The organism is Pseudomonas sp. LBUM1649 (assembly GCF_059716155.1).
On the sequence record NZ_CP166807.1, the window covers coordinates 796,774 to 823,638 of the forward strand.

A 26,865-nucleotide genomic window follows, 5' to 3' on the forward strand; every position below is an offset into this window, starting at 1 on the left:
TTACAGACGGCGCCTGCCAGTGTTGTAGGTAATGTAGTAAGTTAGGCCGGTGAATATCATGCGAAGCGCGCGCCATCAGCGGCGCTAGCTTCAGAGGGTAGTTAATTGAACGATATGGCAAAGAATCTGATCCTGTGGTTGATCATCGCGGCTGTCCTGGTGACAGTGATGAACAACTTCTCCAGCCCTAACGAGCCGCAGACCCTCAACTATTCCGACTTCATCCAGCAGGTCAAGGATGGCAAGGTCGAGCGCGTAGCCGTGGATGGTTATGTGATTACCGGTAAGCGCAACGATGGCGACAGCTTCAAGACCATTCGTCCGGCAATCCAGGACAACGGTCTGATCGGCGACCTGGTGGACAACCACGTCGTGGTCGAAGGCAAACAGCCTGAGCAGCAAAGCATCTGGACTCAACTCCTGGTCGCGAGCTTCCCGATCCTGGTGATCATCGCCGTGTTCATGTTCTTCATGCGGCAGATGCAGGGCGGTGCCGGTGGGAAGGGCGGGCCGATGAGCTTCGGCAAGAGCAAGGCGCGCCTGCTCTCCGAAGATCAGGTGAAAACCACCCTGGGCGACGTTGCCGGTTGCGACGAAGCCAAGGAAGAAGTCGGCGAGCTGGTCGAGTTCCTGCGTGATCCGGGCAAGTTCCAGCGTCTGGGCGGCCGCATTCCTCGCGGCGTATTGATGGTGGGTCCTCCGGGTACCGGTAAGACCTTGCTGGCCAAGGCGATTGCCGGCGAAGCCAAGGTGCCTTTCTTTACCATTTCCGGTTCCGATTTCGTCGAGATGTTCGTCGGTGTCGGTGCCAGCCGTGTTCGCGATATGTTCGAACAGGCCAAGAAACACGCGCCGTGCATCATCTTCATCGATGAAATCGACGCCGTCGGTCGCCACCGTGGTGCCGGCATGGGCGGTGGTCACGATGAGCGCGAGCAGACTCTCAACCAGTTGCTGGTGGAGATGGACGGCTTCGAAATGAACGACGGCATCATCGTGATTGCTGCGACCAACCGTCCTGACGTACTGGACCCTGCGCTGCTGCGTCCGGGCCGTTTCGACCGTCAGGTTGTGGTCGGTCTGCCGGATATCCGTGGTCGCGAACAGATTCTCAAGGTTCACATGCGCAAAGTGCCAATGGGTGACGACGTCGCTCCGGCGGTGATCGCTCGTGGTACTCCTGGTTTCTCGGGTGCAGACCTGGCCAACCTGGTCAACGAGGCGTCGTTGTTCGCTGCCCGTGCCGGCAAGCGCATCGTCGAAATGAAAGAGTTCGAACTGGCCAAAGACAAGATCATGATGGGTGCCGAGCGCAAATCCATGGTCATGTCCGAGAAAGAAAAGCAGAACACCGCTTATCACGAAGCTGGCCACGCCATTGTCGGTCGCGTCGTGCCTGAGCATGATCCGGTGTACAAGGTCTCGATCATTCCGCGCGGTCGTGCGCTGGGTGTGACCATGTTCCTGCCGGAAGAGGATCGCTACAGCCTGTCCAAGCGTGCGCTGATCAGCCAGATCTGCTCGCTCTACGGTGGCCGTATCGCTGAAGAAATGACCCTGGGCTTCGATGGCGTGACCACTGGTGCGTCCAACGACATCATGCGTGCCAGCCAGATTGCGCGGAACATGGTGACCAAGTGGGGTCTTTCCGAAAAACTCGGTCCGCTGATGTACGCTGAAGAGGAAGGCGAAGTGTTCCTCGGTCGCGGCGGCGGTGGCCAGGGTGCAAGTTTCTCCGGTGAGACAGCCAAGCTGATCGACTCCGAAGTGCGCAGCATCATCGACCAGTGCTACGGCACCGCCAAGCAGATTCTCACGGACAACCGTGACAAGCTCGACGCCATGGCCGATGCCTTGATGAAGTATGAAACCATCGATGCCGAGCAGATCGACGACATCATGGCAGGACGTACACCTCGCGAACCTCGCGACTGGTCTGGTGGTACCGGTACCTCCGGTACGCCTCCGGCGGTGCAGGGTGAGCGTCCGGAAACACCTATCGGCGGTCCCGCTGCTGACGTTTAAGGTTTGAAATGACTTTTGTTCAGTCCTCGACCCGGTTGCCTTGCGGCAACCGGGTTCTTGATTTGGCCCAGACGCATGTCATGGGCATTCTCAATGTCACTCCCGACTCTTTCTCCGATGGTGGCAAATTCAGCCAGCTCGATGCGGCATTGCGACATGCCGAAGCCATGGTCGCGGCTGGCGCCACATTGATCGATGTCGGCGGCGAGTCCACTCGCCCGGGCGCCAGGGCGGTTTCACCACTCGAAGAGCTCGAGCGCGTGGCGCCGATCGTCGAGTGTATTCACCGTGAGCTGGATGTAATCATCTCGGTTGATACCTCCACGCCCGCGGTCATGCGCGAAACCGCGCGACTGGGCGCCGGCTTGATCAATGACGTGCGTTCGTTGCGCCGCGAGGGTGCGCTGGATGCGGCGGCGGCTACCGGCTTGCCCGTTTGCCTGATGCACATGCTCGGTGAGCCGGGTGACATGCAGGACAACCCGCACTACCAGGACGTCACCCAAGAGGTGGGCGAGTTTCTTGCCGAGCGCATGGCTCAATGCGCAATGGTGGGGATTACGGCTGAACGGATCATTCTTGATCCGGGTTTTGGCTTCGCAAAAAATCTGCAGCACAATCTAAGCTTGTTCAAGCACATGGAAGCCTTGCATGCCTTGGGGCGCCCGTTGTTGGTTGGGGTGTCGCGAAAGAGCATGATCGGCCAAGCGTTGAATCGCCCCGTCGGGGAGCGCCTGTATGGGGGTCTTGCCCTCGCGGCGCTGGCATCGCACAAGGGCGCGCGTATATTGCGTGTCCATGACGTAGCTGAAACAGTTGATGTGGTGAAAATGATCACCGCAGTGGAATCAGCCGAATAAGAATGATGGAGTACTTATGACTAAAAAATATTTTGGCACCGACGGCATTCGCGGTCGGGTCGGCGTGTATCCGATCACTCCTGACTTCATGCTCAAGCTGGGCTGGGCTGCCGGCATGGCGTTTCGCAAGATGGGCGCGTGCAAGGTGTTGGTCGGCAAGGACACGCGGATTTCCGGGTACATGTTCGAATCGGCACTCGAGGCCGGGCTGACGTCGGCTGGTGCCGACGTGATGCTCCTGGGCCCGATGCCGACGCCGGCCATCGCCTACCTGACGCGTACCTTTCATGCTGAAGCCGGCATCGTGATCAGTGCTTCGCACAATCCCCATGACGACAATGGCATCAAGTTTTTCTCCGGGAAGGGTACCAAGCTTCCCGATGAAATCGAGCACATGATCGAAGAGCTGCTCGACACCCCGATGACCGTGGTTGAGTCGAGCAAGATCGGCAAGGTCTCGCGAATCAACGACGCCTCTGGTCGCTATATAGAATTCTGCAAGAGCAGCGTGCCGACCGGCACCAGCTTTTCCGGTCTGAAAATCGTCATCGACTGCGCCCATGGTGCGACATACAAGGTGGCGCCCAGCGTATTCCGCGAGCTGGGTGCCGATGTCGTGGTCCTGTCCGCGCACCCCAATGGCCTGAACATCAACGATAACTGCGGTTCGACCCATATGGGCCAGCTGCAGGCTGCCGTGTTGGCCGAGCATGCCGACCTGGGTATCGCGTTCGACGGTGACGGCGATCGGGTACTGATGGTTGATCACACCGGTGCCATCGTCGATGGCGATGAGCTGCTGTACATCATTGCTCGCGATCTACATGAGCAGGACAAGCTGCAAGGCGGTGTGGTCGGTACATTGATGAGTAACCTGGGGCTGGAGCTCGCCCTGGCGGACCTGGCGATTCCCTTTGTGCGCGCCAACGTCGGTGACCGTTATGTGATCGCTGATCTGCTGGAGCGCAACTGGCTGATAGGTGGCGAGAACTCGGGGCATATCGTGTGCTTCCATCACACCACGACCGGTGACGCAATCATCGCCGCGCTGCAGGTGCTGATGGCGCTGAAGACTCGCTCGCAAGGTCTGGCAGAGGCTCGTCAGGCATTGCGCAAGTGCCCTCAAGTGTTGATCAATGTGCGTTTCGGTGGCGGTGCAAACCCGCTCGAGCATGCGTCGGTCAAGGAGGCCAGCGAGCGTGTCACCCAGGCCATGGCGGGTCGCGGGCGCGTGCTGTTGCGCAAGTCCGGGACAGAGCCGCTGGTACGTGTAATGGTCGAAGGCGAAGACGAAACCCTGGTTCGCGGCTACGCCGAAGAGCTGGCAAAACTGGTTACTGAAGTTTCTGCCTGAATTCGGCTTGCCAGCCTTGATTGTGTTGGGTAACATCTGCGCCCACTTTGACCGACGAGGTACAGCATGCGTCGCCCTATGGTAGCTGGTAACTGGAAGATGCACGGTACCCGCGCCAGCGTCGCTGAGCTGATCAACGGCCTACGTGACTTGGCCTTGCCGAGCGGTGTTGATGTAGCGGTATTCCCGCCTTTGTTGCATATCAGCCAAGTGGTTGATGGCTTGAAAGGAAAGTCGATTTCGATCGGTGCGCAGAATTCTGCGGTGGAATCCGGACAAGGTGCACTGACCGGTGAGGTCTCGCCAAGTCAGTTGGTGGATGCAGGTTGTTCCCTGGTGCTTGTCGGGCACTCCGAGCGCCGCCAGTTAATGGGCGAGCAGGACGAAGTGCTGATTCGCAAGTTTGCAGCGGCACAGGCAAGTGGCCTGGTTCCGGTGTTGTGCATAGGGGAGACCCTTGAACAGCGTGAAGCCGGGAAGACCCTTGAGGTCGTCTCGCATCAGCTGGGCAGCATCATCGAAGAGCTGGGTGTCGGTGTGTTTGCTAAGGCAGTAATCGCTTACGAGCCGGTCTGGGCCATTGGCACCGGGCTGACTGCTTCACCGCAACAGGCGCAGGATGTGCACGCAGCCATTCGCGCACAGTTGGCGGCAGAGAATTCTGAAGTCGCGCAAGGTGTGCGGCTTCTATACGGCGGCAGCGTGAAGGCGGCCAATGCGGTCGAACTGTTCGGCATGCCGGATATCGATGGGGGCCTCATTGGTGGGGCTTCCCTGAATGCAGATGAGTTCGGTGCGATTTGTCGCGCCGCGGGAAACTGAAAAAATGCTGGAAACAGTCGTAGTCGTTTTTCATCTGCTGGGTGCATTGGGCGTAGTAGCTCTGGTTTTGCTGCAGCAGGGTAAAGGTGCGGACGCTGGCGCGTCTTTCGGAGCAGGTGCTTCAAATACTGTGTTCGGAAGCCAAGGTTCCTCTACCTTTCTTAGTAAGTTTACTGCTATACTTGCCGCAGGTTTCTTCATAACCAGCTTAGGGTTAGGTTACTTTGCTAAAGAGAAAGCTCACCAGCTGACTCAAGTAGGTTTGCCAAACCCGGCAGTGTTGGAAGTTCCAAAGCAACAACCGGCTTCTGATGATGTCCCGGTGCTTCAAGAGCAAAAGTCGGCTACTCCAGCGACTGACGTGCCTCCAGCTCAAGAGCAGAAGTAAGAAGGGTTTCAAACGTAGTATTGCCGAGGTGGTGGAATTGGTAGACACGCAACCTTGAGGTGGTTGTGCCCATAGGGTGTAGGGGTTCGAGTCCCCTTCTCGGTACCAATTAGTCAGGAAAGCCCGCTGTTGCGGGCTTTCTTGCAGGTGGAAGGTTACATTGACCCTGTCAGGGATCGGTCGTATACTTCCGCCCCAGCTTTGTCGCGGGGTGGAGCAGTCTGGTAGCTCGTCGGGCTCATAACCCGAAGGTCGTCGGTTCAAATCCGGCCCCCGCAACCAGTTTAAGGAGCCCCTTTTAAGGGGCTTTTTGTTAGCTGGACACTTCCAACGCCGCTGTTCGACGGCGTTTCAAGGATGGGCGTTTCGCCCATTTTTTTATTTTGCACAGCATGCACATACATGCACGAGGGGGTTCAGGTGTCGAGCAAGCTAGAAGAGTTGCAGGCCTTGCTGGCCCCGGTGGTCGTGGCCCTAGGCTATGAATGCTGGGGTATCGAGTTTTCGGCTCAAGGTCGTCACTCGATGTTGCGCGTTTATATCGATAAAGAGGGCGGTGTGCTGGTGGACGATTGTGCCATCGTCAGCCGTCAGATCAGCGGTGTGCTGGATGTTGAAGATCCAATCACCGTTGAATACACCCTCGAAGTTTCCTCGCCAGGCATGGAACGCCCGCTGTTCACTCTTGAGCAGTTTGCAAAATTTGCCGGTGAACAAGTGAAGATCAAGCTGCGCTCGCCTTTTGAAGGACGACGCAACTTTCAGGGCCTTCTGCGCGGTGTAGAAGAGCAGGACGTCGTGGTGCAGGTAGATGACCATGAGTTCCTGTTGCCGATCGATATGATCGACAAGGCCAACATTATTCCCAGTTTTGACTGAGGCGTGCCAGATACTGCGGATCCCGCGGATCCAATGGCTTGCGAAAGGCGAGGCGTACGATGAGCAAAGAAGTACTGCTGGTTGTTGAGTCGGTATCCAATGAAAAGGGCGTACCGGCTAACGTAATTTTTGAAGCGCTGGAGCTCGCTCTGGCCACGGCTACCAAAAAGCGTTTCGAGGACGAAGTCGATCTGCGTGTGGAAATCAACCGCCACACCGGTGCTTACGAGACTTTCCGTCGCTGGACGGTGGTCGAAGAAGCGGACCTGGACGATCCGGCCATCGAAACCTGGCCGAGCAAGGTTGCCGAAACGCATCCTGGTGCCAAGGTTGGCGATGTTGTCGAAGAGAAGATCGAATCCATCGAATTCGGTCGTATCGCTGCACAGACTGCCAAGCAAGTCATCGTGCAGAAGGTTCGCGAAGCCGAGCGCGCCCAGGTTGTTGACGCTTACCGCGAGCGCTTGGGTGAAATCATCTCCGGCACCGTGAAAAAAGTCACCCGCGACAACGTGATCGTCGATCTGGGCAACAACGCCGAGGCGTTGCTGGCCCGTGAAGACATCATTTCTCGCGAAACTTTCCGGGTCGGCGTGCGCTTGCGTGCGCTGCTCAAGGAAATCCGCACCGAGAACCGCGGCCCGCAGCTGATCCTGTCGCGTACCGCGCCGGAAATGCTGATCGAGTTGTTCCGCATCGAAGTGCCGGAAATTGCTGAAGGCCTGATCGAAGTGATGGCTGCGTCCCGTGATCCGGGTTCGCGCGCCAAGATCGCCGTCCGCTCCAAGGACAAACGCATCGACCCGCAGGGCGCTTGCATCGGAATGCGCGGTTCGCGCGTCCAGGCAGTGTCGGGCGAGTTGGGCGGTGAGCGTGTGGACATTGTCCTGTGGGACGATAACCCGGCTCAGTTCGTAATCAATGCAATGTCGCCGGCTGAAGTGGCGGCAATTATCGTTGACGAAGATGCCCATGCAATGGACATCGCCGTTGGCGCAGACAATCTGGCTCAGGCCATCGGTCGCGGTGGTCAGAACGTGCGTCTGGCTAGCCAGTTGACTGGCTGGACCCTGAACGTGATGACCGAATCGGACATCCAGGCTAAGCAGCAAGCAGAAACCGGCGACATCCTGCGCAACTTCATCGACGAGCTGGAAGTCGACGAAGATCTGGCACAGGTGCTGGTAGATGAAGGCTTCACCAGCCTGGAAGAGATTGCCTACGTACCGTTGGAAGAAATGCTCAACATCGACGGCTTTGACGAAGAAACCGTCAACGAGCTTCGCGCTCGTGCCAAGGATCGTTTGTTGACCAAAGCCATCGCTACTGAGGAAAAGCTGGCAGACGCCCATCCGGCCGAAGACCTGCTCTCGCTTGAGGGTATGGACAAGGATTTGGCGATGGAACTGGCGGTGCGCGGCGTAATTACCCGCGAAGACCTGGCCGAGCAGTCTATTGACGACCTGCTCGACATCGACGGCATTGACGATGATCGTGCCGGCAAGTTGATCATGGCCGCCCGAGCCCACTGGTTCGAGTAATTAGGCGCGGCCTGAGGAGAGAAGTGCATGACGCAAGTCACGGTGAAACAACTGGCCGATGAGGTCAAAACACCGGTAGAGCGCCTGTTGCAGCAGATGCGTGAGGCAGGTCTGCCGCACACCGCCGCCGAAGAAAGTGTGACTGACAGTGAGAAGCAATCGTTGCTGACTCACTTGAAAAGCAGCCACAAGGCGAAAGTGGAAGAACCACGCAAGATTACGCTGCAGCGTAAAACCACCAGCACCCTGCGTGTTGCTGGCAGCAAAAGCATCAGCGTTGAAGTACGCAAGAAGAAAGTCTTCGTACAGCGCAGCCCGGAAGAAATCGAAGCCGAGCGCAAGCGTGAACTGGATGAACGTCGCGCAGTAGAAAATGCTGCACGTCAGAAGGCTGAAGAAGAAGCCAAGCGTCGCGCCGAAGAAGAAGCGCGTCGCCAGCCTGCTGCTGCGCCGACCGCCCAACCTGTTGCAGCGCCAGCTGCGGTGGCCGAGCCTGTGCGCGAAAGCGCGGCGGTCGTGGCAGCCGCTCCGGCACCTGCAGCCGATACCCGCAAGCGCGACGAGCAGCGTCGTCCGGACAAACCACGTGCCGACGACAACAATCGTCGCGGTGGTGGTGGCGATGGCGAGCGCAAAAACGCTCCGCATCGTGCTTCGGTCAAGGAAAAGGCGCCGGCGCCACGTGTTGCCCCGCGTACTACCGACGAAGAAAGCGATGGCTTCCGTCGTGGTGGTCGCGGCAAGGCCAAGCTGAAGAAGCGCAACGCCCACGGTTTCCAGAGCCCAACCGGCCCTGTCGTGCGCGAAGTGAAGATCGGCGAAACCATCACTGTTGGCGATCTCGCCCAACAGATGTCGGTGAAGGCTGCTGAAATCATCAAGTTCATGTTCAAACTGGGTACTCCAGCGACCATCAACCAGGTACTGGACCAGGAAACTGCCCAGCTGGTTGCCGAAGAGCTGGGCCACAAAGTGACCCTGGTCAGCGACACCGCCCTGGAAGATTCCCTGGCCGAGTCCCTGAAGTTTGAAGGCGAGGCTGTTTCCCGTGCGCCGGTTGTGACCGTAATGGGCCACGTTGACCACGGTAAGACTTCCCTGCTCGACTACATCCGTCGTGCCAAGGTAGCTGCTGGCGAAGCCGGTGGTATCACCCAGCACATCGGTGCCTACCACGTTGAAACCGACCGTGGCATGGTGACGTTCCTCGACACCCCTGGTCACGCTGCGTTTACCGCAATGCGTGCCCGTGGTGCCAAGGCGACCGACATCGTGATCCTGGTGGTTGCAGCGGACGACGGCGTGATGCCGCAGACCATCGAAGCTGTTCAGCATGCCAAGGCCGCGGGTGTTCCGCTGGTCGTGGCAGTGAACAAGATCGACAAGCCGGGCGCCGATCTCGATCGCATCCGTAGCGAATTGTCGGTACACGGCGTGACGTCGGAAGAGTGGGGTGGTGACACCCCGTTCGTACCGGTTTCGGCGAAGATGGGTACTGGCGTCGACGAACTGCTCGAAGCCGTTCTGCTGCAAGCCGAGGTTCTGGAACTGACGGCTACGCCTTCGGCTCCTGGCCGTGGTGTCGTGGTTGAATCGCGCCTGGATAAGGGCCGTGGCCCGGTGGCTACCGTTCTGGTTCAAGACGGTACCCTGCGCCAGGGCGACATGGTCCTGGTCGGTTCGAACTATGGCCGCGTGCGTGCCATGCTCGACGAGAACGGCAAGCCAATCAAGGAAGCCGGTCCGGCCATCCCTGTCGAGATTCTCGGCCTGGACGGTACCCCGGACGCTGGCGACGAGATGAGCGTGGTTGCCGACGAGAAGAAAGCCCGTGAAGTGGCTCTGTTCCGTCAAGGCAAGTTCCGCGAAGTCAAACTGGCTCGCGCTCACGCCGGCAAGCTGGAAAACATCTTCGAAAACATGGGTCAGGAAGAGAAGAAGACGCTCAACATCGTCCTCAAATCCGACGTCCGTGGTTCGTTGGAAGCGTTGAACGGTGCCTTGAACGGCCTGGGCAACGACGAAGTGCAAGTGCGCGTGGTCGGTGGCGGTGTCGGTGGTATCACCGAATCCGACGCCAACCTGGCACTGGCCTCCAACGCTGTACTGTTCGGCTTCAACGTGCGTGCCGATGCCGGCGCTCGCAAGATCGTCGAGCAGGAAGGTCTGGATATGCGTTACTACAACGTGATCTACGACATCATCGAAGACGTCAAGAAAGCCCTGACCGGTATGCTCGGCAGCGACGTTCGCGAGAACATCCTGGGCATCGCCGAAGTGCGTGACGTGTTCCGTTCGCCGAAGTTTGGCGCGATCGCCGGTTGCATGGTGATCGAAGGTGTTGTTCACCGTAACCGTCCAATCCGTGTACTGCGTGAAGACATCGTTATCTTCGAAGGCGAGCTGGAATCCCTGCGCCGCTTCAAGGATGACGCTTCCGAAGTACGTGCCGGCATGGAATGCGGTATCGGCGTGAAGAGCTACAACGACGTCAAGGTCGGTGACAAGATCGAAGTCTTCGAGAAGGTCCAGGTTGCTCGCAGCCTCTAACTCGCGCACTTCAAGAGCCGTGATGGCCAGCCGCATGCAATTGCGCGGCGCATCGCCCGGACTCTAAACGCAACGCCCGGTCTGGCTTTTGTCAGGCCGGGCGTTTGCCGCTTTCAGACCTCACGGGTTTCACCGTGGGGCAGTAACAGGTAACAAGACATGGCAAAAGAATATAGCCGTACCCAACGTATCGGCGATCAGATGCAGCGCGAGCTGGCCCAACTGATCCGTCGTGAAGTCAAAGACCCGCGTGTCGGCCTGGTCACCATTACCGCTGTGGAAGTCAGCCGTGACGTCGGTCACGCCAAGATTTTCATCACCGTGATGGGTCAGGACAGCCACGAAGACATCGCGCAAAGCATCAAGGTGCTCAACTCCGCCGCCGGTTTCCTGCGCATGCAGCTGGCTCGCGAGATGAAGTTGCGCAGCGTTCCGCAGTTGCACTTCCACTACGACGAAAGCGTCGTGCGTGGCGCGCACCTGTCGGCCCTGATCGAACGCGCTGTGGCTGAAGACAGTCAGCGCCCGGTATCGGCTGAACCCGAAGACGCCAAGGAGTAATCGGTGGCTCAGGTCAAACGTATCCGTCGTAACGTCAGTGGCATCATCCTGCTCGACAAACCGCTGGGGTTCACCTCCAACGCAGCCTTGCAGAAGGTCCGCTGGTTGCTCAACGCCGAGAAGGCCGGGCACACCGGTAGTCTCGATCCGCTGGCCACGGGCGTGTTGCCGCTGTGCTTCGGTGAGGCCACCAAGTTCTCGCAGTACCTGCTCGATTCCGACAAGGGTTACGAAACCCTGGCGCAGCTGGGCAAGACCACCACCACGGCGGATGCCGAGGGTGAGGTTTTGCAGGAGCGCCCGGTGACCGTTGGTCGCGTCGATGTCGAAGCTGTGTTGCCGCAATTTCGTGGGCAAATCAGTCAGATACCGCCGATGTACTCGGCCCTCAAGCGTGATGGGCAACCCCTGTACAAGCTGGCCCGTGCAGGTGAAGTAGTGGAGCGCGAACCGCGTTCTGTTACTATTACGCGCTTGGAATTGCTGGCCTTCGAAGGGGATACTGCGCGGCTTGCGGTGGATTGCACCAAAGGCACCTATATTCGCACCCTGGTGGAGGATATCGGTGAGCAACTCGGTTGTGGCGCTTACGTTGCAGAACTGCGACGTACCCAGGCCGGGCCTTTCACCCTGGCGCAGACCGTTACCCTCGAAGAGCTGGAAGCGGTACATGCCGAAGGCGGCAACGAGGCGGTCGACCGCTTCCTGATGCCATCGGACAGCGGCCTGCTGGATTGGCCACTGTTGCAGTTCTCGGAAGCGAGCGCGTTCTATTGGCTCAACGGCCAACCGGTACGCGCCCCGGATGCCCCGAAGTTCGGCATGGTACGGGTACAGGATCACAATGGTCGCTTCATCGGTATCGGTGAAGTGAGCGAAGACGGGCGTATCGCGCCGCGTCGACTGATTCGGTCAGAATGACCGGAACCAGTCTGTGTAACAGCAGGCTGGCGAGTGTGGCTGTTAGCAGGCACGGTCACTACTCATTTTTAGATACAGGGATTTGTCCCTGGCCTGTTGAAACTGTTTTTGAAACAGTTTCCTGATAAAAGGATTGCCTCATGGCTCTCGACGTTCAAGAAAAAGCTCAAATCGTAGCTGACTACCAGCAAGCTGTTGGTGACACTGGTTCGCCAGAAGTGCAAGTTGCACTGCTGACCGCCAACATCAACAAACTGCAAGGTCACTTCAAGGCCAACGGTAAAGACCACCACTCCCGTCGTGGTCTGATCCGCATGGTTAACCAGCGTCGTAAGCTGCTGGACTACCTGAAAGGCAAAGACGTGAGCCGTTACAGCGCTCTGATCGGTCGCCTGGGTCTGCGTCGCTAATAAGCGATTGCGCTAGAGGTTGGTTGTCTGTCGTGCGTCAGCGGGTTTCCGCCGGCGCATGGCAGGCTCCCAGCCTCAAGTTTTATCTGGATATCAGCTTTACCCTGGACAATCGAGTCGGGCCGATTCCCGGCGTTGCCCAAGAATTTCGCAAGAACCCAGTTTCCCCAAGAGCCACAAAAGAAGGTAGGACACCGTGAACCCGGTAATCAAAAAATTCCAGTTCGGTCAATCGACCGTTACCCTCGAGACTGGCCGTATCGCCCGTCAGGCCTCCGGCGCAGTATTGGTCACCGTTGACGACGACGTCAGCGTATTGGTGACCGTCGTTGGTGCCAAGCAAGCCGATCCAGGCAAGGGTTTCTTCCCTCTGTCTGTTCACTACCAGGAAAAGACTTACGCTGCCGGTAAGATCCCTGGCGGTTTCTTCAAGCGCGAAGGCCGTCCTTCCGAGAAAGAAACCCTGACTTCCCGACTGATCGACCGTCCGATCCGTCCGCTGTTCCCAGAAGGTTTCATGAACGAAGTGCAGGTTGTCTGCACCGTCGTTTCCACCAGCAAGAAGACCGATCCGGACATCGCTGCGATGATCGGTACCTCGGCTGCTCTGGCCATCTCCGGCATTCCTTTCGATGGCCCGATTGGCGCCGCCCGCGTTGCTTTCCATGAAAGCACCGGCTACCTGCTGAACCCGACTTACGAGCAACAGAAAGCTTCGAGCCTGGACATGGTCGTTGCTGGTACCTCGGAAGCCGTGCTGATGGTTGAATCGGAAGCCAAAGAGCTGACCGAAGACCAGATGCTGGGCGCCGTACTGTTTGCTCACGACGAGTTCCAGGTTGTGATCAACGCCGTTAAAGAACTGGCTGCCGAAGCTGCCAAACCAACCTGGACCTGGGCTCCACAGCCAGAAGCTACCGCACTGCTCGGCGCAATCCGTGCCGAATTCGGCGACGCGATCTCCCAGGCTTACACCATCACCATCAAGGCCGACCGTTACGCTCGCCTGGGTGAGCTGAAAGATCAGGTTGTTGCCAAGCTGTCCGGTGAAGAAGGCCAGCCTTCGTCCAGCGAAGTCAAAGCAGCTTTCGGCGAAATCGAATACCGCACCGTTCGCGAAAACATCGTAAACGGCAAGCCACGTATCGACGGCCGCGACACCAAGACCGTACGTCCTCTGAACATCGAAGTCGGTGTTCTGCCAAAGACCCACGGTTCGGCACTGTTCACCCGTGGCGAAACCCAGGCGCTGGTTGTTGCAACACTGGGCACCGCCCGTGACGCACAACTGCTGGATACCCTGGAAGGCGAGAAAAAAGACCCGTTCATGCTGCACTACAACTTCCCTCCGTTCTCGGTAGGTGAGTGTGGTCGCATGGGTGGCGCTGGTCGTCGCGAAATCGGTCACGGCCGTCTGGCCCGTCGTTCGATTGCAGCCATGCTGCCTGCCGCTGACGTGTTCCCGTACACCATCCGTGTGGTATCGGAAATCACCGAATCCAACGGTTCGAGCTCGATGGCTTCCGTTTGCGGCGCTTCCCTGGCCCTGATGGACGCTGGTGTGCCGATGAAGGCACCGGTTGCCGGTATCGCCATGGGTCTGGTTAAAGAAGGCGAGAAATTCGCCATCCTGACCGACATCCTGGGTGACGAAGACCACCTGGGCGACATGGACTTCAAAGTAGCCGGTACCGCCAAGGGTGTTACCGCGCTGCAGATGGACATCAAGATCAAAGGCATCACCGAAGAGATCATGGAAATCGCTCTGGGCCAAGCCCTGGAAGCGCGCCTGAACATCCTCGGTCAGATGAACCAGATCATTGGTCAGTCCCGCACCGAACTGTCGGAAAATGCTCCGACCATGATCGCGATGAAAATCGACACCGACAAAATCCGTGATGTTATCGGTAAAGGCGGCGCGACCATTCGTGCGATCTGTGAAGAGACCAAGGCTTCGATCGACATCGAAGACGACGGCTCGATCAAGATCTTCGGCGAAACCAAGGAAGCTGCTGAAGCTGCACGTCAGCGCGTTCTGGGCATCACCGCAGAAGCTGAAATCGGCAAGATCTACGTCGGTAAGGTTGAGCGCATCGTCGACTTCGGCGCATTCGTCAACATCCTGCCTGGCAAGGACGGCCTGGTTCACATCTCCATGTTGAGCGACGCTCGCGTTGAGAAAGTGACCGACATCCTGAAAGAAGGTCAGGAAGTGGAAGTACTGGTACTGGACGTGGACAACCGCGGCCGTATCAAGCTGTCCATCAAGGACGTAGCAGCAGCCAAGGCCTCGGGCGTTTAATCACCCCCGCGTCTGACCGCTGAATAACAAAACGCCCCGACTGGTTCGGGGCGTTTTGCTATGTGCAGAAAGATCAAAAGATCGCAGCCTTCTGTAGGAGCTGCCGCAGGCTGCGATCTTTTGATTTTTAACAGGGTTCGAAGTTGCCTGACTCTATGGTCAGTGCTAGGTTTAGCCCACCGCCCGTGTAGCTCAGTTGGTAGAGCAGCGCACTCGTAACGCGAAGGTCGCAGGTTCGATTCCTGTCTCGGGCACCAGCGACACGTTGTTTTCAGACGATCCCGAATGGTTCTGAAGGCCAGAAAAGCCGGGCTTCAATTGGTTTTTTTGCGTCAGAGAGATCCTTGATGATCCAGATCCATCTTCCATTCCCCAGATCAACGAGAACGCCATGACCGTTAAAGAATTGACTCAAGAAGCCAGACACGAAGAAGCCCTCAAGAAGTACGTGCTGGACGTGCCCCATTTACTGGAAGAGATCAAGGACTTGCCAGCCGATGATCAGAAAGACCAGATTCAGTGGGCGTTCGAGGATGAAGCCGAGGCCCAGGGCTTGCAGCCGTGGGAACTGACGCTCAAGTACACATCAAGCCCGGAAGAATACGAGACCGAACGCCTGAAACTGCACAAGGAAGCGGCCGAGGTCTTGGGCGTCGAGTGGGAAGAATACTGCGAGATGAACAACCTGGTGGTCTGACACACGTGTAGGAGCGAGCATGCTCGCGATGGACGCCAACGATTACGCGGGAAGCCTGGCACCCCGCGGCGTTCTTGGGTTCATCGCGAGCATGCTCGCTCCTACAGTTTCGAATCAGAGACTGAGTCGCATCGACAGATCGACCGCCTTCACATCCTTGGTCATCGCACCAATCGAAATGTAATCCACCCCGGTTTCGGCAATCGGCAGCAACGTGCTTTCGTTGATCCCGCCGCTGGCCTCCAGCTTAGCCTTGCCGTTGTTTAAGCGCACGGCTTCGCGCATGTCATCCAGGCTCAGTTCGTCGAGCATGATGATGTCGGCACTGGCCGCCAGGGCTTCCTTGAGTTCATCCAGGCTTTCCACTTCGATCTCTACCGGCTTGCCAGGAGCAATCTTGTGTGCGGCGGCGATGGCCTGCGGGATGCCTCCGCTGGCGGCGATATGGTTTTCCTTGATCAGGAAGGCGTCATACAGGCCGATGCGGTGATTGTGGCAACCGCCGCAGGTCACGGCGTACTTCTGCGCCAGGCGCAGCCCGGGCAGGGTCTTGCGGGTGTCGAGCAGTTTCACTTGGGTATTGGCAACGAAGTCTGCCAACTGCTGCGCGCGAGTGGCGACGCCGGAGAGCATCTGCAGGAAGTTCAGCGCGCTGCGTTCACCCGTCAGCAGCGAGCGGGCCGGTCCTTCGAGGTGGAACAATACCTGATTGGGTTTGACCCGCTCACCATCGGCAACCTGCCAGTGCACCGCAACCCGTGGGTCCAGCTGGCGAAACACGGTGTCCACCCAGGCGGTGCCGCTGATGACGGCGGCGTCTCGAGTAATGATGGTGGCTTTGGCCAGGCGTTCGGCCGGGATCAGCTGTGCGGTGATATCGCCGCTGCCGATGTCTTCGAGCAACGCGCGGCGCACGTTGGCTTCGATTTCGGCGTTCAAGTCGGCGAGACGTAGATTCGGCATAAGGCACTCCACAAACAAAGTGCTCCGATTATAGGGCCATGGTACTGAGCAACCCAAGGCGTCAGGACTGTTCCCGGCGTTCTGAAGCCTGCATTTGGTCGATTGAGTGCGCCATCGACATCCAGAGGCCACCTCCTTTTCCTGCGCAGCGCGCGTCGGGATAGCGCGAGGGCTCCCTTTACAAGATAATTCGCCTTGTATTTGACGTCATGGGTTTGTCGAAGATCCTGCGACACTTTCCGAACTGCTGGCTGAGTTGCTTGCGTTTACCCGTGACGAACGCCGTCGCAGCAAGTTGAAGTTCAGCGTTCGATCCGTTTTCCATCAGCGCATTTTTCAGCGAGCTGGAGCGCTTGCACGTTCAACTGTTCATGCATCCGCTGCATTCGCCAGCCGGTGCGACGGCGCTGGTCGAGGTATTGGAGCCATTCATTCTACCTACGGCTGAGGAAGGTCCGGCCATTACTGCTCGCGTACCTGACGATAGCGCCTTGTTTGACCGAGCCCTGGCGGCAATGATCGGCAAACTGCAGTGCCTCAATCGCGTCAAGTGATCGCTCCCGGTGGGCTATCGCGGCATACTGGGCGCCAACACAGTCGTCGTTGAAGGAATCTGTATGCAGCTGGACCCCGCGAGCGGTTGGTGCAAGGGCGTGCATTTATGCCCCTCGCCCAACTTCAATGCGCGCCCCGAGGGCGAAATTTCCCTGCTGGTGATCCACAACATCAGCCTGCCGCCAGCGCAGTTCAAGACTGGCAAGGTGCAGGAGTTTTTCCAGAACCGCCTGGATGTCACGGAGCATCCCTACTTTGAGGGGATTGCCGACCTGCGGGTGTCTGCGCATTTTCTGATCGAGCGTGACGGCACCGTCACTCAGTTTGTCTCTTGCATTGAGCGCGCCTGGCATGCCGGTGTTTCGAGTTTTGAGGGGCGGGAAACCTGTAACGATTTTTCCGTAGGCATCGAGCTCGAAGGCACGGATGATCTGCCATTCGACGATGCGCAATATCGAGCGTTGACCACCCTGACCCGGCAGTTGCAATCGGCGTTTCCGGCAATCACCACGCAACGCATCTGCGGGCACAGCGATATCGCCCCCGGACGCAAGACCGATCCGGGGCCCGCGTTCGACTGGGCACGCTATCGCGCGGCCTTGGCACAAGAGGAAGGATAATGAGTTTTCTGGTGTTGCTGTTGGCGGTGTGGATCGAAAAATTTTCGGCCCTGCGCCACCGGGTTCAACGCGACGCTGGCTGGATTCGTGAGCTGCACAAGCTTGAACTCAGCCCGCGTCTTGTGAACCGTCCCTGGCTGGTCCTGGCTGTGCTGGTGTTGTTTCCGGTGGCGCTGCTGGGCTTGCTGCTGGTGGTGCTCGACCCTGTAGCCTACGGTCTATTGGCGCTGCCGGTGCATTTGCTGGTGGTGATCTACAGCCTGGGGCGGGGTGATCTGCTGGGCGGTCTCGGACCCTTCCGCGATGCCTGGCGCCGCGAAGACCTGCAAGCGGCGGCTCATGTAGCCAAGCGTGATCTGGACATCTGCGCCGACAATGCCGAGCAACTGCTGGAGCGGGTCGAAGGGCATTTGCTGTGGGAGGCCTACCAGAGCTTTTTCGCGATCATTTTCTGGTACTTCCTGCTGGGACCGGTCGCCGCGCTGAGTTATCGATTGCTGGCCCTGGCCGAAGAGCACGGGCAAAACCCGGTCGTAGTCGAGCGCGCCGCGCAACTGCGCCATGCATTCGACTGGGTGCCGGTGCGTCTGTTGGCAGCGAGCCTCGCCCTGGTCGGCAACTTTGTCGCGGTCAGCCGAGTGATGTTGCACGAACTGTTGAACTGGAACATCAGCGCCGCCCAATTGATCGAAAAGGTCGGACTGGTGGCCGGCGAAATTCCAGCCCCGGTGGCCGGGCCCGAAGGAATCCATAATCTCGACCGTATCTGGGAGTTGCTGCTGCGGGCGGCAGTGCTCTGGTATGCGGGTTTTGCGTTGTGGACCGTTCTGCCGTAGCCAGGCTTGCCGGCGAAGGCGTCCTTGATATAGCGCTGGTCTTTCGAGCGCTTTCGCCGGCAAGCCTGGCTCCTACGGGAAATGAATACGGCTCCCGATCAGGCCGGCCGGTAGGCCGCCTCGCTTTTGCTTTTGATTTTCTTGTCCCATCGAGAGGCCGAGTGGAGGTTCTGCGCAGTGGGTAACCCGGCATGGATGCCGGGTTAGCCGCGCTGGGCCATGGATGGCCCATCGCGGCGGGCCCACGGAGCAGGACCGGAGCGAGGGCATGCCGAGCATTAGCGAGGCACCGAACGCCAGGGGCAAGAGCCCTTGGTTACTTGGGGCTTTTCCAAGTGACTCGCCGTAAGGGCGAAACCATAGGTGGCCGTTACCGCAGGAATGGATATGTACACCCGAAAGAGAATGGTCGGCTGTAAGGCCGCCTTCGCGAGCAGGCTCGCTCCCACAGGATTGTGCGTTCCGTTAACCTTAAGTTACAAAGCACTCCCTTGATTTACGCTATACAGAGATAGCGCCGAATACTGGCTATCTGCTGTCTCGCTGCGCTCGCCAAATAAAAATAAGAAATTCAAGGGAGACTTCCAGTGATGAGCTTGCTCTATCCCGCCGTCGCGCTGATGAACCGCCTGAGCTTTGGCATGAAGTTCAGCTTGATCAGCGTTCTGTTCCTGGTGCCGATGCTGGTAACCAACTTCTACCTGGTGCGTGATTCCTATCGCGAATTCCAGGGCACCCGGGTCGAACTGCAGAGCCTGGATCTGTTGGGCAGCAGTCTCGCTTTAAGGCGTGATCTGGAAACCCTGAACAATCTTGTGCAGATCAACGTCGCCCTGGGCCAATCCGGCAAGGCGGGGAATGTCGAGGCGCAGATCGGCAAGCTGGAACAAGGTGTTCTGGCACGCTTGCAGGGGTTGACTGCGATGGCCACTGATCCGGAGCAGATCGTGCTGTTCGATGCCAAGCGCGATGAAATGATCAACGCGTTCAAAGCTCAGCAAACGGAAACTTCCCTGCAAAGCAAAAGCGCACTGATTGGCAAGCTGCTCGGCAACGCGCAGGTCTTCGGCCAGATCATCGCCAGTCAGGCCGGCCTGAGCCACGACAGCCAAAGTGACATGCGTCAGCTGAGCGAACTCGTCACCAACGTCACTCCGCGCATTACCCAGATGCTCGGCGAAGGCCGCGCATTGGGCTCCGCTTCCCTGGGCCAGGGGTTTCTCAATTCGTCGTCGAGCACGCGTTTCGATGAATTGCTGGCGCAAATCGAAAAGCTACAGGCCGAGTATGGGCTGAAGCTGCAGGACGCAACGGGCTCCAGCAACGCCGCACGCGAAACCCTGGCAGCCCAGGCTGACAGCAGCAAGGCCTCGTTGAAAAAGGCCAGCGAACTGTTCGAAGAGCAGGTGGTGATGGCCGACACGCTCGATGCACCGTGGCAGGCCTTTTACGATCAGGTCTCGGCGCTGATGGGCCAGACCTACCAACTCAATGAAGCCACCTTGAATTTTCTCGGCACCCAGTTGCAACAGCGCCTGGAACAGAACCGCACGCACATGATTCTGCAGGCCGTGGCGCTGTCGGTGGTGTTTGTGCTGATCTTTTATCTTTACGGCGCCTTCTACGCCTCGACCCGCACCACCCTCAAGCGTCTTGGCGCGGTCATGGACAAAGTGGCGGCCGGTGACATGACGGTCACCTTCAACGCCCACAGTCGTGATGAGTTGGGCGAGTTGGGCGAGGTGTTCAACGGCACCGTGAAAAAGATCCATGACTTGATCGAGCGTGTCGGGCAGACCGTCGGCGAGGTCGAGCGCCAGGCCGGGCAAGTCGAAAGTGTCTCGGCGCAAAGCAACCAGGCCGTGGCCGGGCAGCGCTCGCAGATCGAGCAGGTCGCCACGGCGATGAACCAGATGTCGGCCACCTCCCTGGAGGTGGCGCGCAGCGCTGCCGCCGCAGTCAGCAGCGCCCACAGTGTCAATGACGAAACGGTGAGCGGTCGTGGGCTGGTGCAGTCGCAGCAGGGCAGCATCGCTGCACTGGCCAGCGAAATCGATCAATCGGTGAAGGTGATCAACCAACTGGCCAGCGACAGCCAGTCCATCAGCCGTGTGCTGGAAGTGATCAAGAGCATTGCCGAACAGACCAACTTGCTGGCACTCAATGCCGCCATCGAGGCAGCCAGGGCAGGTGAGCAGGGGCGCGGGTTTGCGGTGGTGGCGGATGAAGTCCGCACGCTGGCCAAGCGCACCCAGCAATCGACCGAAGAGATCGAACAGATGATCGCCAAGCTGCACGGCGGTGTCGGGGCCGCGGTCAAGGCGATGGGCGTCAGCCATGAGATGGCCAGCGGGACGGTGGGGCAGTCGGAAAAGGTCCAGCAGGCCCTGGAAAATATCCTCGGGGCTGTCGGCATGATCGTCGACCAGAACCAGCAGATCGCCGCGGCTGTGGAGCAGCAGACCGCCGTGGCCCACGATATTGACCAGAACATTGTCGAGATCAATCGGGCCGGAGAACGCACTGCCGAAGGTGCGCATCAGACGGAGGATGCCAGCCGCGCGCTGTCGGCGCAGGTGGTGGAGCTCAAACAGCTGATCAGCGCGTTTCGGGTCTAAAAAAGCACCTCGGCCCCCTGTGGAAGCAAGCTTGCTCGCGATAGCGGAGTGTTCTCGAGGCCGCCAAGGCACACGTCGACTGATTACCAGTTGAACAATTCGCGGGCATTGGCGCTGCTGGCGGCGGCCAGTTGTTCGGGTGCGAGCGACATGATTGCCGCCAGTGCCGTGCAGATCGCCGGCAAGTGCACCGGGCTGTTGCGCTGGCCTGGGAACATCGCGGGCGCCATGTCCGGCGAGTCGGTTTCCAGCACGACCGATTCCAGCGGCAACCGGGCGAGCACGCGGTGCATGCGCAGTGCCTGGGGCCAGGTCGCCGCGCCACCGAGACCGAGCTTGAAACCGAGTTTGATGTATTCGCGAGCTTCTTCCTGGCTGCCCGCGAAGGCATGGATGATCCCGGCGCGTTTCCACTTGAAACGCTTAAGCGTGGCAATCACGGCCGCATGACTGCGGCGCACATGGATCAGCGCGGGCAAGTTGAAATCCACCGCCAGTTGCAGTTGCGCGTCGAACAACGCTTGCTGGCGCTCACGGTCCAGGGTTTCGATGAAGTAGTCCAGGCCGATTTCGCCCACCGCACACAGCTGGCGATGGCCGACCAATCGCGTCAGCCAGTCGCCCAGTTCGGTGAGATGCTCGGGGCGATGATCCTCCAGGTACACCGGGTGTAAACCGAACGCCGCATGCAGGTCGGGATCGCTTTGCACCAGTTCCCAGACGCGCTGCCAATTACTTTGATAAACCCCCAGCACCACCATCTGCCGCACGCCGTGAGCACGGCTTTGGGCCATCAGCGCCTGACGATCCGCGTCGAAGTCGGGAAAGTCCAGGTGGGTGTGGGTGTCGATCAGGTCCATGGCTCAGTCCTGGCGAATACGTTGTTTGAACGTCCGCGCGATGGCCTGCACACCGGGTTGGTAATCGGATTGCTCGATGGCCGCCAGAGCGAGTTCGAGTGCCTTGTCGGCAATCAATTGGTGTTGCTGTGCCATGGCGTTCACCGGCAGCGGCAGGAAATCCAGCAACTGGGTGTCACCAAATGTGCCGAGGCGCAGCGGGCGGGCTTTCAGCGGGAAGTCGTGCAACGCATCGAACACACCCTGGAGCAGTACGTAGGAGGTCGTCACCAGGGCTTCGGGCAAATGTCCTACACGCTGGAGCAATTCTTCCATCAACTGCTTGCCACACTCACGGCTGAACGAATCACCGTGTTCGATCAGTATTTCGCCTGTGTACCCGATCAGGGCCTCCTTGAAGCCGGCGGCCCGTTCCTGGCTGATGCTCAACTCGGGACGGGCGCCGATCAAGGCGATCTGTTTGGGTAACGGATCAAGCAGGCTTTGGGTCAGGTGCAGGCTGGCCTCTCGGTCGTCGCTGATCACCGAGCAGAAATATTCAGGTTCCATCACCCGGTCGATGGCGATGATCGGAATGCCTTTGGCTTGCAGCTGGCGGTAGCTGTCGTCACCGCGCGGCAGGCAACTGGCGACGATCAGGGCATCACAGCGACGGGCGCGGAACAATTGAAGCAGTTGCCGTTCACTGTCAGGTGCATCGTCGGAGCTGGCAATCAACAGCTGGTAGCCACGCGCCCGGGCGCCTTGTTCCAGGAGCTTGGCGATCCGCGCATAACTGGGGTTTTCCAGGTCCGGCAGAATGAAGCCCAGAGTCCGGGTGTGGCGACTGCGCAGTCCGGCCGCCTGGGGATTAGGCGTGAAACCATGTTCTTCGACGACCGCGCGCACGCGCTCGACGGTGGCGCTGCTGATGCGTTGTTGTTCGGCCTTGCCATTGATGACGTAACTGGCGGTGGTGACGGACACACCGGCCAGTTGGGCTATATCACTGAGTTTCAACCCGCTATTCCTTGTTTTTTCGAGCTTGCCTCGACATTTTCACCAATCCTACCCGATTCAGGCAGATGACCTTAGTCACAACGCATCCGACAAGTTGGGCTTCAACGATGCAACATTATCGAGTAACGTGCCAATCACTCTAGATTAAACGTTTCAGCAAGCGTATTTTCTACGTTAATGGCTGCTTTGGCCGGTTCTGCCGCGAAACCGCCGAAGATTGTTTCAAGACAAAGGCCTAAGCTGAATCATTCAAAAACAATACCTGGCGCCCCTGGGTGCCAACAGGAGAAAGCATGCTCGAGCTCACCATAGAGCAGATATCCATGGGCCAGTCGGCTGTGGATAAGTCCGCAGCGTTGCAATTGCTGGCCCAACACCTGGTTGCCGATGGCCTGGTTGATGAGGGCTACCTCGCCGGCTTGCAGGCGCGTGAGGCCCAGGGCTCGACCTTTCTCGGTCAAGGTATTGCCATCCCCCACGGTACGCCCGAAACCCGCGATCAGGTGTTTTCCACCGGCGTGCGCCTGATGCAATTCCCCGACGGTGTGGACTGGGGCGACGAACAGATCGTCTACCTGGCGATCGGGATTGCCGCCAAATCCGACGAACACCTGCGCTTGCTGCAACTGCTGACCCGGGCCCTCGGCGAGACCGATCTGGGCCAGGCCTTGCGTCGCGCCAGTACCGCCGATGCCTTGCTGAAACTGCTGCAAGGCGCGCCGCAAGAGCTGGCACTGGATGCGCAGATGATCGGCCTGGGCGTTGCCGCCGAAGATTTCGAAGAACTGGTTTGGCGCGGCGCGCGTTTACTGCGCCAGGCCGACTGCGTCAGCAACGGTTTCTCCGCCGTGTTGCAGCAAGTCGAAGCCTTACCGCTGGGCGATGGCCTGTGGTGGCTGCACAGTGAACAAACGGTCAAGCGTCCGGGCCTGGCGTTTGTCACTCCGGACAAACCGCTGCGCTACCTCGGTCAACCGCTGAGCGGTTTGTTTTGTCTGGCCAGCCTTGGCGAGGCCCATCAAGCGTTGCTCGAACGCCTGTGTGCATTGCTGATTGAAGGTCGCGGCCATGAGTTGGGCCGTGCCACCAGTTGCCGTGCGGTGCTTGAAGTGCTCGGCGGTGAACTGCCGGCGGACTGGCCAAGCGCACGCATAGCGCTGGCCAACGCCCACGGCCTGCACGCCCGTCCGGCGAAGATCCTCGCGCAACTGGCGAAAAGTTTCGAAGGCGAGATTCGCATCCGCATCGTCGATGGCCAGGACAGCGCGGTGTCGGTGAAAAGTCTGAGCAAACTGCTCAGCCTCGGCGCCCGTCGCGGTCAGGTGCTGGAAATCATCGCCGAGCCGAGCATCGCTGCCGATGCCTTGCCCGCCCTGTTGGCCGCCATCGAAGAAGGCCTCGGTGAAGAAGTCGAGCCGTTGCCGCCGGTGAGCCAGCCGCGTGAAGAAATGGTCGAGGTGGCCCAAGTGCTGCTCCCCCCGGCGCCCGGCAGTCTGGTGCAGGCCATCGCCGCCGCCCCGGGAATCGCCATCGGCCCGGCGCATATCCAGGTGCTGCAAACCATCGATTACCCGCTGCGCGGAGAGTCCGCCGCCATTGAGCGTGAGCGTCTCAAGCAAGCGTTGGCGCACGTGCGTCAGGACATCGGCGGCTTGATCGAGCGCAGCAAGGCCAAGGCGATCCGCGAGATTTTCATCACCCACCAGGAAATGCTCGACGATCCGGAATTGACCGATGAGGTCGACACCCGTCTCAAGCAGGGCGAAAGCGCGGAAGCGGCGTGGATGTCCGTGATCGAAGCCGCCGCCAGGCAACAGGAATCCTTGCAGGATGCCTTGCTCGCCGAGCGCGCTGCCGATCTGCGCGACATCGGCCGTCGAGTGCTGGCGCAACTCAGTGGTGTCGAAACCTTGAGTGAACCTGAACAGCCGTACATTCTGGTGATGGACGAAGTCGGTCCGTCTGACGTGGCGCGTCTTGATCCGACCCGTGTCGCCGGCATTCTCACCGCCCGGGGTGGCGCCACCGCCCACAGCGCGATTGTGGCGCGGGCCTTGGGGATTCCAGCGCTGGTTGGCGCCGGTCCTGCGGTGCTGCTGTTGGCACCGGGCACGCCGTTGTTGCTGGATGGCCAGCGCGGTCGCTTGCATGTGGATGCGGATGTAGCGACTTTGCAGCGAGCCATCCAAGAGCGCGACACCCGCGAGCAACGCCTGAAGGCCGCCGCCGAACAACGCCATCAACCGGCATTGACCACCGACGGCCACGCGGTCGAAGTGTTCGCCAATATCGGTGAAAGCGCCGGCGTCACCAGCGCGGTAGAGCAGGGCGCCGAAGGTATCGGTCTGCTGCGCACCGAGCTGATTTTCATGGCCCACCCGCAAGCGCCGGACGAGGCGACTCAGGAAGCCGAATACCGCCGCGTTCTCGATGGCCTGGCCGGTCGACCGCTTGTGGTGCGCACCCTCGATGTCGGGGGCGATAAACCGCTGCCGTATTGGCCGATCGCCAAGGAAGAAAACCCGTTCCTCGGGGTGCGCGGCATTCGCTTGACCCTGCAACGGCCGCAGATCATGGAAGCACAGTTGCGCGCCTTGCTGCGGGCCGCCGACAACCGCCCGCTGCGGATCATGTTCCCGATGGTCGGCAGCGTCGACGAGTGGCGCCAGGCGCGGGACATGACCGAACGCCTGCGCCTGGAAATTCCGGTGACGGACCTGCAATTGGGGATCATGATCGAAGTGCCATCAGCCGCCTTGCTGGCGCCGGTGCTGGCCAGGGAAGTCGACTTTTTCAGCGTCGGCACCAATGACCTGACGCAATACACCCTGGCCATCGACCGTGGTCACCCAACCCTGTCGGCCCAGGCGGATGGCTTGCATCCGGCGGTGCTGCAACTGATCGATATCACCGTGCGCGCGGCCCATGCCCATGGCAAGTGGGTCGGCGTGTGTGGCGAGCTGGCGGCCGATCCGCTGGCGGTGCCGGTGCTGGTCGGCCTGGGCGTGGATGAACTCAGTGTCGGCGGGCGCAGCATTGCCGAGGTCAAGGCGCGGGTTCGCGAACTCAGCCTGACCCGGGCTCAAACCCTTGCCCAACAGGCACTTGCCGTGGGCAGCGCCAATGAAGTGCGCGCATTAGTGGAGGCTTTGTAATGGCCAGGATTTTAACCCTGACCCTCAACCCGGCGCTGGACCTCACCGTCCAGCTTGCGCGCCTGGAACCCGGTCAGGTCAACCGCAGCGATGCCATGCACACCCACGCCGCCGGTAAAGGGGTGAATGTAGCGCAAGTGCTGGCTGACCTGGGGCATCAACTGACAGTCAGCGGGTTCCTCGGCGAAGACAACCTCCAGGCGTTTGAAACCCTGTTCGCCAAACGCGGTTTTGTCGATGCCTTTATCCGTGTTCCCGGCGAGACACGCAGCAATATCAAACTGGCGGAAAGCGATGGGCGCATCACCGACCTCAACGGCCCGGGACCGCTGGTCAGCGCGGCGGCGCAACAGGCATTGCTCGAGCGTCTCGATCGGATTGCGCCGGGGCATGATGCGGTAGTGGTTGCCGGCAGCCTGCCCCAAGGCATCAGCCCGCAGTGGTTGCAGGCGTTGATTGGGCGATTGAAAGGCCTGGGCTTGAAGGTGGCCCTCGACACCAGTGGGCAGGCATTACGTGCCGCGCTCAAGGCCGGTCCATGGTTGATCAAGCCCAATGCCGAGGAGCTGGCTGAAGTGCTCGGTGGCGAGGTGGTGTCGGTCATGGCCCAGGCGGAAGCCGCAAACCGTCTGCACGCCCAAGGCATCGAACATGTGGTGATATCCCATGGCGCCGAAGGTGTGAACTGGTTCAGCGTCGGTTCGGCGCTGCACGCCACGCCACCAAAAGTCAGCGTCGTCAGCACTGTGGGCGCAGGCGATTCGTTGTTGGCCGGCATGCTCCATGGCTTGCTCAGTGTCGATACACCTGAACAAACCTTGCGCACCGCCACGGCGATTGCCGCGATGGCGGTCACCCAGATTGGTTTCGGTATCAGCGATGCCGCGCAATTGGCGCAGCTCGAACAGGGTGTGCGCGTGCGCCCCCTGACAGAACAATAAGAGGGTTG

22 protein-coding genes and 3 tRNA genes are annotated in these 26,865 nt (G+C 59.4%); 22 read left to right on the forward strand and 3 right to left on the reverse strand.

Going from position 1 to position 26,865, the window contains the following annotated elements:
• The first annotated feature begins 114 nt into the window (after positions 1–114).
• The 16 genes from ftsH to ACA058_RS03615 all read left to right on the forward strand — a co-directional run bounded on the left by ftsH (position 115) and on the right by ACA058_RS03615 (position 15,310).
• Positions 115–2,025: an ATP-dependent zinc metalloprotease FtsH gene (gene ftsH, locus ACA058_RS03540; protein WP_497637875.1), complete on the forward strand. Its 1,911-nt coding sequence runs from the start codon at positions 115–117 to the stop codon at positions 2,023–2,025.
• Positions 2,026–2,033: 8 nt separating this feature from the next.
• Complete coding sequence (folP, locus tag ACA058_RS03545; protein ID WP_497637877.1) at positions 2,034–2,885, forward strand: dihydropteroate synthase; 852 nt, start codon at positions 2,034–2,036, stop codon at positions 2,883–2,885.
• A gap of 16 nt (positions 2,886–2,901) precedes the next feature.
• Positions 2,902–4,239: a phosphoglucosamine mutase gene (glmM, locus tag ACA058_RS03550; RefSeq protein ID WP_497637878.1), complete on the forward strand. Its 1,338-nt coding sequence runs from the start codon at positions 2,902–2,904 to the stop codon at positions 4,237–4,239.
• Between the two features lie 66 nt (positions 4,240–4,305).
• Positions 4,306–5,061 carry a triose-phosphate isomerase gene (gene tpiA / locus ACA058_RS03555; RefSeq protein WP_497637879.1) on the forward strand — a complete coding sequence of 252 codons (756 nt, stop codon included), beginning with the start codon at positions 4,306–4,308 and terminating at the stop codon, positions 5,059–5,061.
• Between the two features lie 4 nt (positions 5,062–5,065).
• The gene (gene secG / locus ACA058_RS03560; protein ID WP_017336473.1) at positions 5,066–5,449 is read left to right on the forward strand and encodes a preprotein translocase subunit SecG; all 384 of its coding nucleotides are present in this window, start codon (positions 5,066–5,068) and stop codon (positions 5,447–5,449) included.
• 22 nt (positions 5,450–5,471) lie between these two features.
• A tRNA-Leu gene (locus ACA058_RS03565) sits at positions 5,472–5,557 on the forward strand.
• 97 nt (positions 5,558–5,654) lie between these two features.
• A tRNA-Met gene (locus ACA058_RS03570) sits at positions 5,655–5,731 on the forward strand.
• 138 nt (positions 5,732–5,869) lie between these two features.
• A complete protein-coding gene (gene rimP / locus ACA058_RS03575; RefSeq protein WP_064119463.1) occupies positions 5,870–6,328 on the forward strand; it encodes a ribosome maturation factor RimP in 459 nt (152 codons plus the stop codon).
• Positions 6,329–6,387: 59 nt separating this feature from the next.
• Entirely contained in the window at positions 6,388–7,869 is a 1,482-nt protein-coding gene (gene nusA / locus ACA058_RS03580) for a transcription termination factor NusA (RefSeq protein WP_007900474.1), read from the forward strand.
• A gap of 27 nt (positions 7,870–7,896) precedes the next feature.
• A complete protein-coding gene (gene infB / locus ACA058_RS03585; RefSeq protein ID WP_497637881.1) occupies positions 7,897–10,419 on the forward strand; it encodes a translation initiation factor IF-2 in 2,523 nt (840 codons plus the stop codon).
• Between the two features lie 159 nt (positions 10,420–10,578).
• On the forward strand, positions 10,579–10,980 hold the full coding sequence (gene rbfA / locus ACA058_RS03590) for a 30S ribosome-binding factor RbfA (RefSeq protein WP_497637882.1): 402 nt from the start codon (positions 10,579–10,581) through the stop codon (positions 10,978–10,980).
• 3 nt (positions 10,981–10,983) lie between these two features.
• Positions 10,984–11,901, forward strand: a complete 918-nt coding sequence (truB, locus tag ACA058_RS03595) for a tRNA pseudouridine(55) synthase TruB (RefSeq protein ID WP_497637884.1) — start codon at positions 10,984–10,986, stop codon at positions 11,899–11,901.
• A 140-nt stretch (positions 11,902–12,041) separates the two neighbouring features.
• Positions 12,042–12,311 carry a 30S ribosomal protein S15 gene (rpsO, locus tag ACA058_RS03600; protein WP_046820615.1) on the forward strand — a complete coding sequence of 90 codons (270 nt, stop codon included), beginning with the start codon at positions 12,042–12,044 and terminating at the stop codon, positions 12,309–12,311.
• 196 nt (positions 12,312–12,507) lie between these two features.
• Complete coding sequence (pnp, locus tag ACA058_RS03605; RefSeq protein ID WP_007942868.1) at positions 12,508–14,613, forward strand: polyribonucleotide nucleotidyltransferase; 2,106 nt, start codon at positions 12,508–12,510, stop codon at positions 14,611–14,613.
• Between the two features lie 181 nt (positions 14,614–14,794).
• Positions 14,795–14,870, forward strand: a tRNA-Thr gene (locus ACA058_RS03610).
• Positions 14,871–15,004: 134 nt separating this feature from the next.
• Entirely contained in the window at positions 15,005–15,310 is a 306-nt protein-coding gene (locus ACA058_RS03615; protein ID WP_497637886.1) for a DUF6388 family protein, read from the forward strand.
• 114 nt (positions 15,311–15,424) lie between these two features.
• Here the strand turns inward: ACA058_RS03615 and nadC are convergent, their stop codons facing one another.
• Positions 15,425–16,273 carry a carboxylating nicotinate-nucleotide diphosphorylase gene (gene nadC / locus ACA058_RS03620; protein ID WP_497637888.1) on the reverse strand — a complete coding sequence of 283 codons (849 nt, stop codon included), beginning with the start codon at positions 16,271–16,273 and terminating at the stop codon, positions 15,425–15,427.
• 353 nt (positions 16,274–16,626) lie between these two features.
• Between nadC and ACA058_RS03625 the strand changes: the two genes are divergently transcribed.
• The 4 genes from ACA058_RS03625 (at position 16,627) to ACA058_RS03640 (ending at position 20,902) form a co-directional block, all read left to right on the forward strand.
• The gene (locus tag ACA058_RS03625) at positions 16,627–16,827 is read left to right on the forward strand and encodes a hypothetical protein (protein ID WP_497637889.1); all 201 of its coding nucleotides are present in this window, start codon (positions 16,627–16,629) and stop codon (positions 16,825–16,827) included.
• A 63-nt stretch (positions 16,828–16,890) separates the two neighbouring features.
• Positions 16,891–17,448, forward strand: coding sequence for a 1,6-anhydro-N-acetylmuramyl-L-alanine amidase AmpD (gene ampD / locus ACA058_RS03630; RefSeq protein ID WP_497637891.1), 558 nt, complete (start codon positions 16,891–16,893; stop codon positions 17,446–17,448).
• The gene (gene ampE / locus ACA058_RS03635; RefSeq protein ID WP_497637892.1) at positions 17,448–18,284 is read left to right on the forward strand and encodes a regulatory signaling modulator protein AmpE; all 837 of its coding nucleotides are present in this window, start codon (positions 17,448–17,450) and stop codon (positions 18,282–18,284) included. The genes ampD and ampE overlap by 1 nt, the downstream gene beginning before the upstream one ends.
• A 1,913-nt stretch (positions 18,285–20,197) precedes the next feature.
• Positions 20,198–20,902 (forward strand): methyl-accepting chemotaxis protein, encoded by a 705-nt coding sequence (locus tag ACA058_RS03640; protein ID WP_497639856.1) that lies wholly within the window; start codon positions 20,198–20,200, stop codon positions 20,900–20,902.
• 83 nt (positions 20,903–20,985) lie between these two features.
• On the opposite strand, the gene ACA058_RS03645 is transcribed toward ACA058_RS03640, so the two are convergent.
• Both ACA058_RS03645 and cra read right to left on the reverse strand, forming a co-directional pair.
• Positions 20,986–21,762, reverse strand: coding sequence for a TatD family hydrolase (locus ACA058_RS03645; protein ID WP_497637894.1), 777 nt, complete (start codon positions 21,760–21,762; stop codon positions 20,986–20,988).
• Between the two features lie 3 nt (positions 21,763–21,765).
• Positions 21,766–22,761, reverse strand: a complete 996-nt coding sequence (gene cra / locus ACA058_RS03650) for a catabolite repressor/activator (protein WP_497637895.1) — start codon at positions 22,759–22,761, stop codon at positions 21,766–21,768.
• Between the two features lie 293 nt (positions 22,762–23,054).
• Between cra and ptsP the strand changes: the two genes are divergently transcribed.
• Positions 23,055–25,916, forward strand: coding sequence for a phosphoenolpyruvate--protein phosphotransferase (gene ptsP, locus ACA058_RS03655; protein WP_497637897.1), 2,862 nt, complete (start codon positions 23,055–23,057; stop codon positions 25,914–25,916).
• Positions 25,916–26,857, forward strand: coding sequence for a 1-phosphofructokinase (gene pfkB, locus ACA058_RS03660; protein ID WP_497637898.1), 942 nt, complete (start codon positions 25,916–25,918; stop codon positions 26,855–26,857). The genes ptsP and pfkB overlap by 1 nt, the downstream gene beginning before the upstream one ends.
• Positions 26,858–26,865 lie beyond the last annotated feature (8 nt).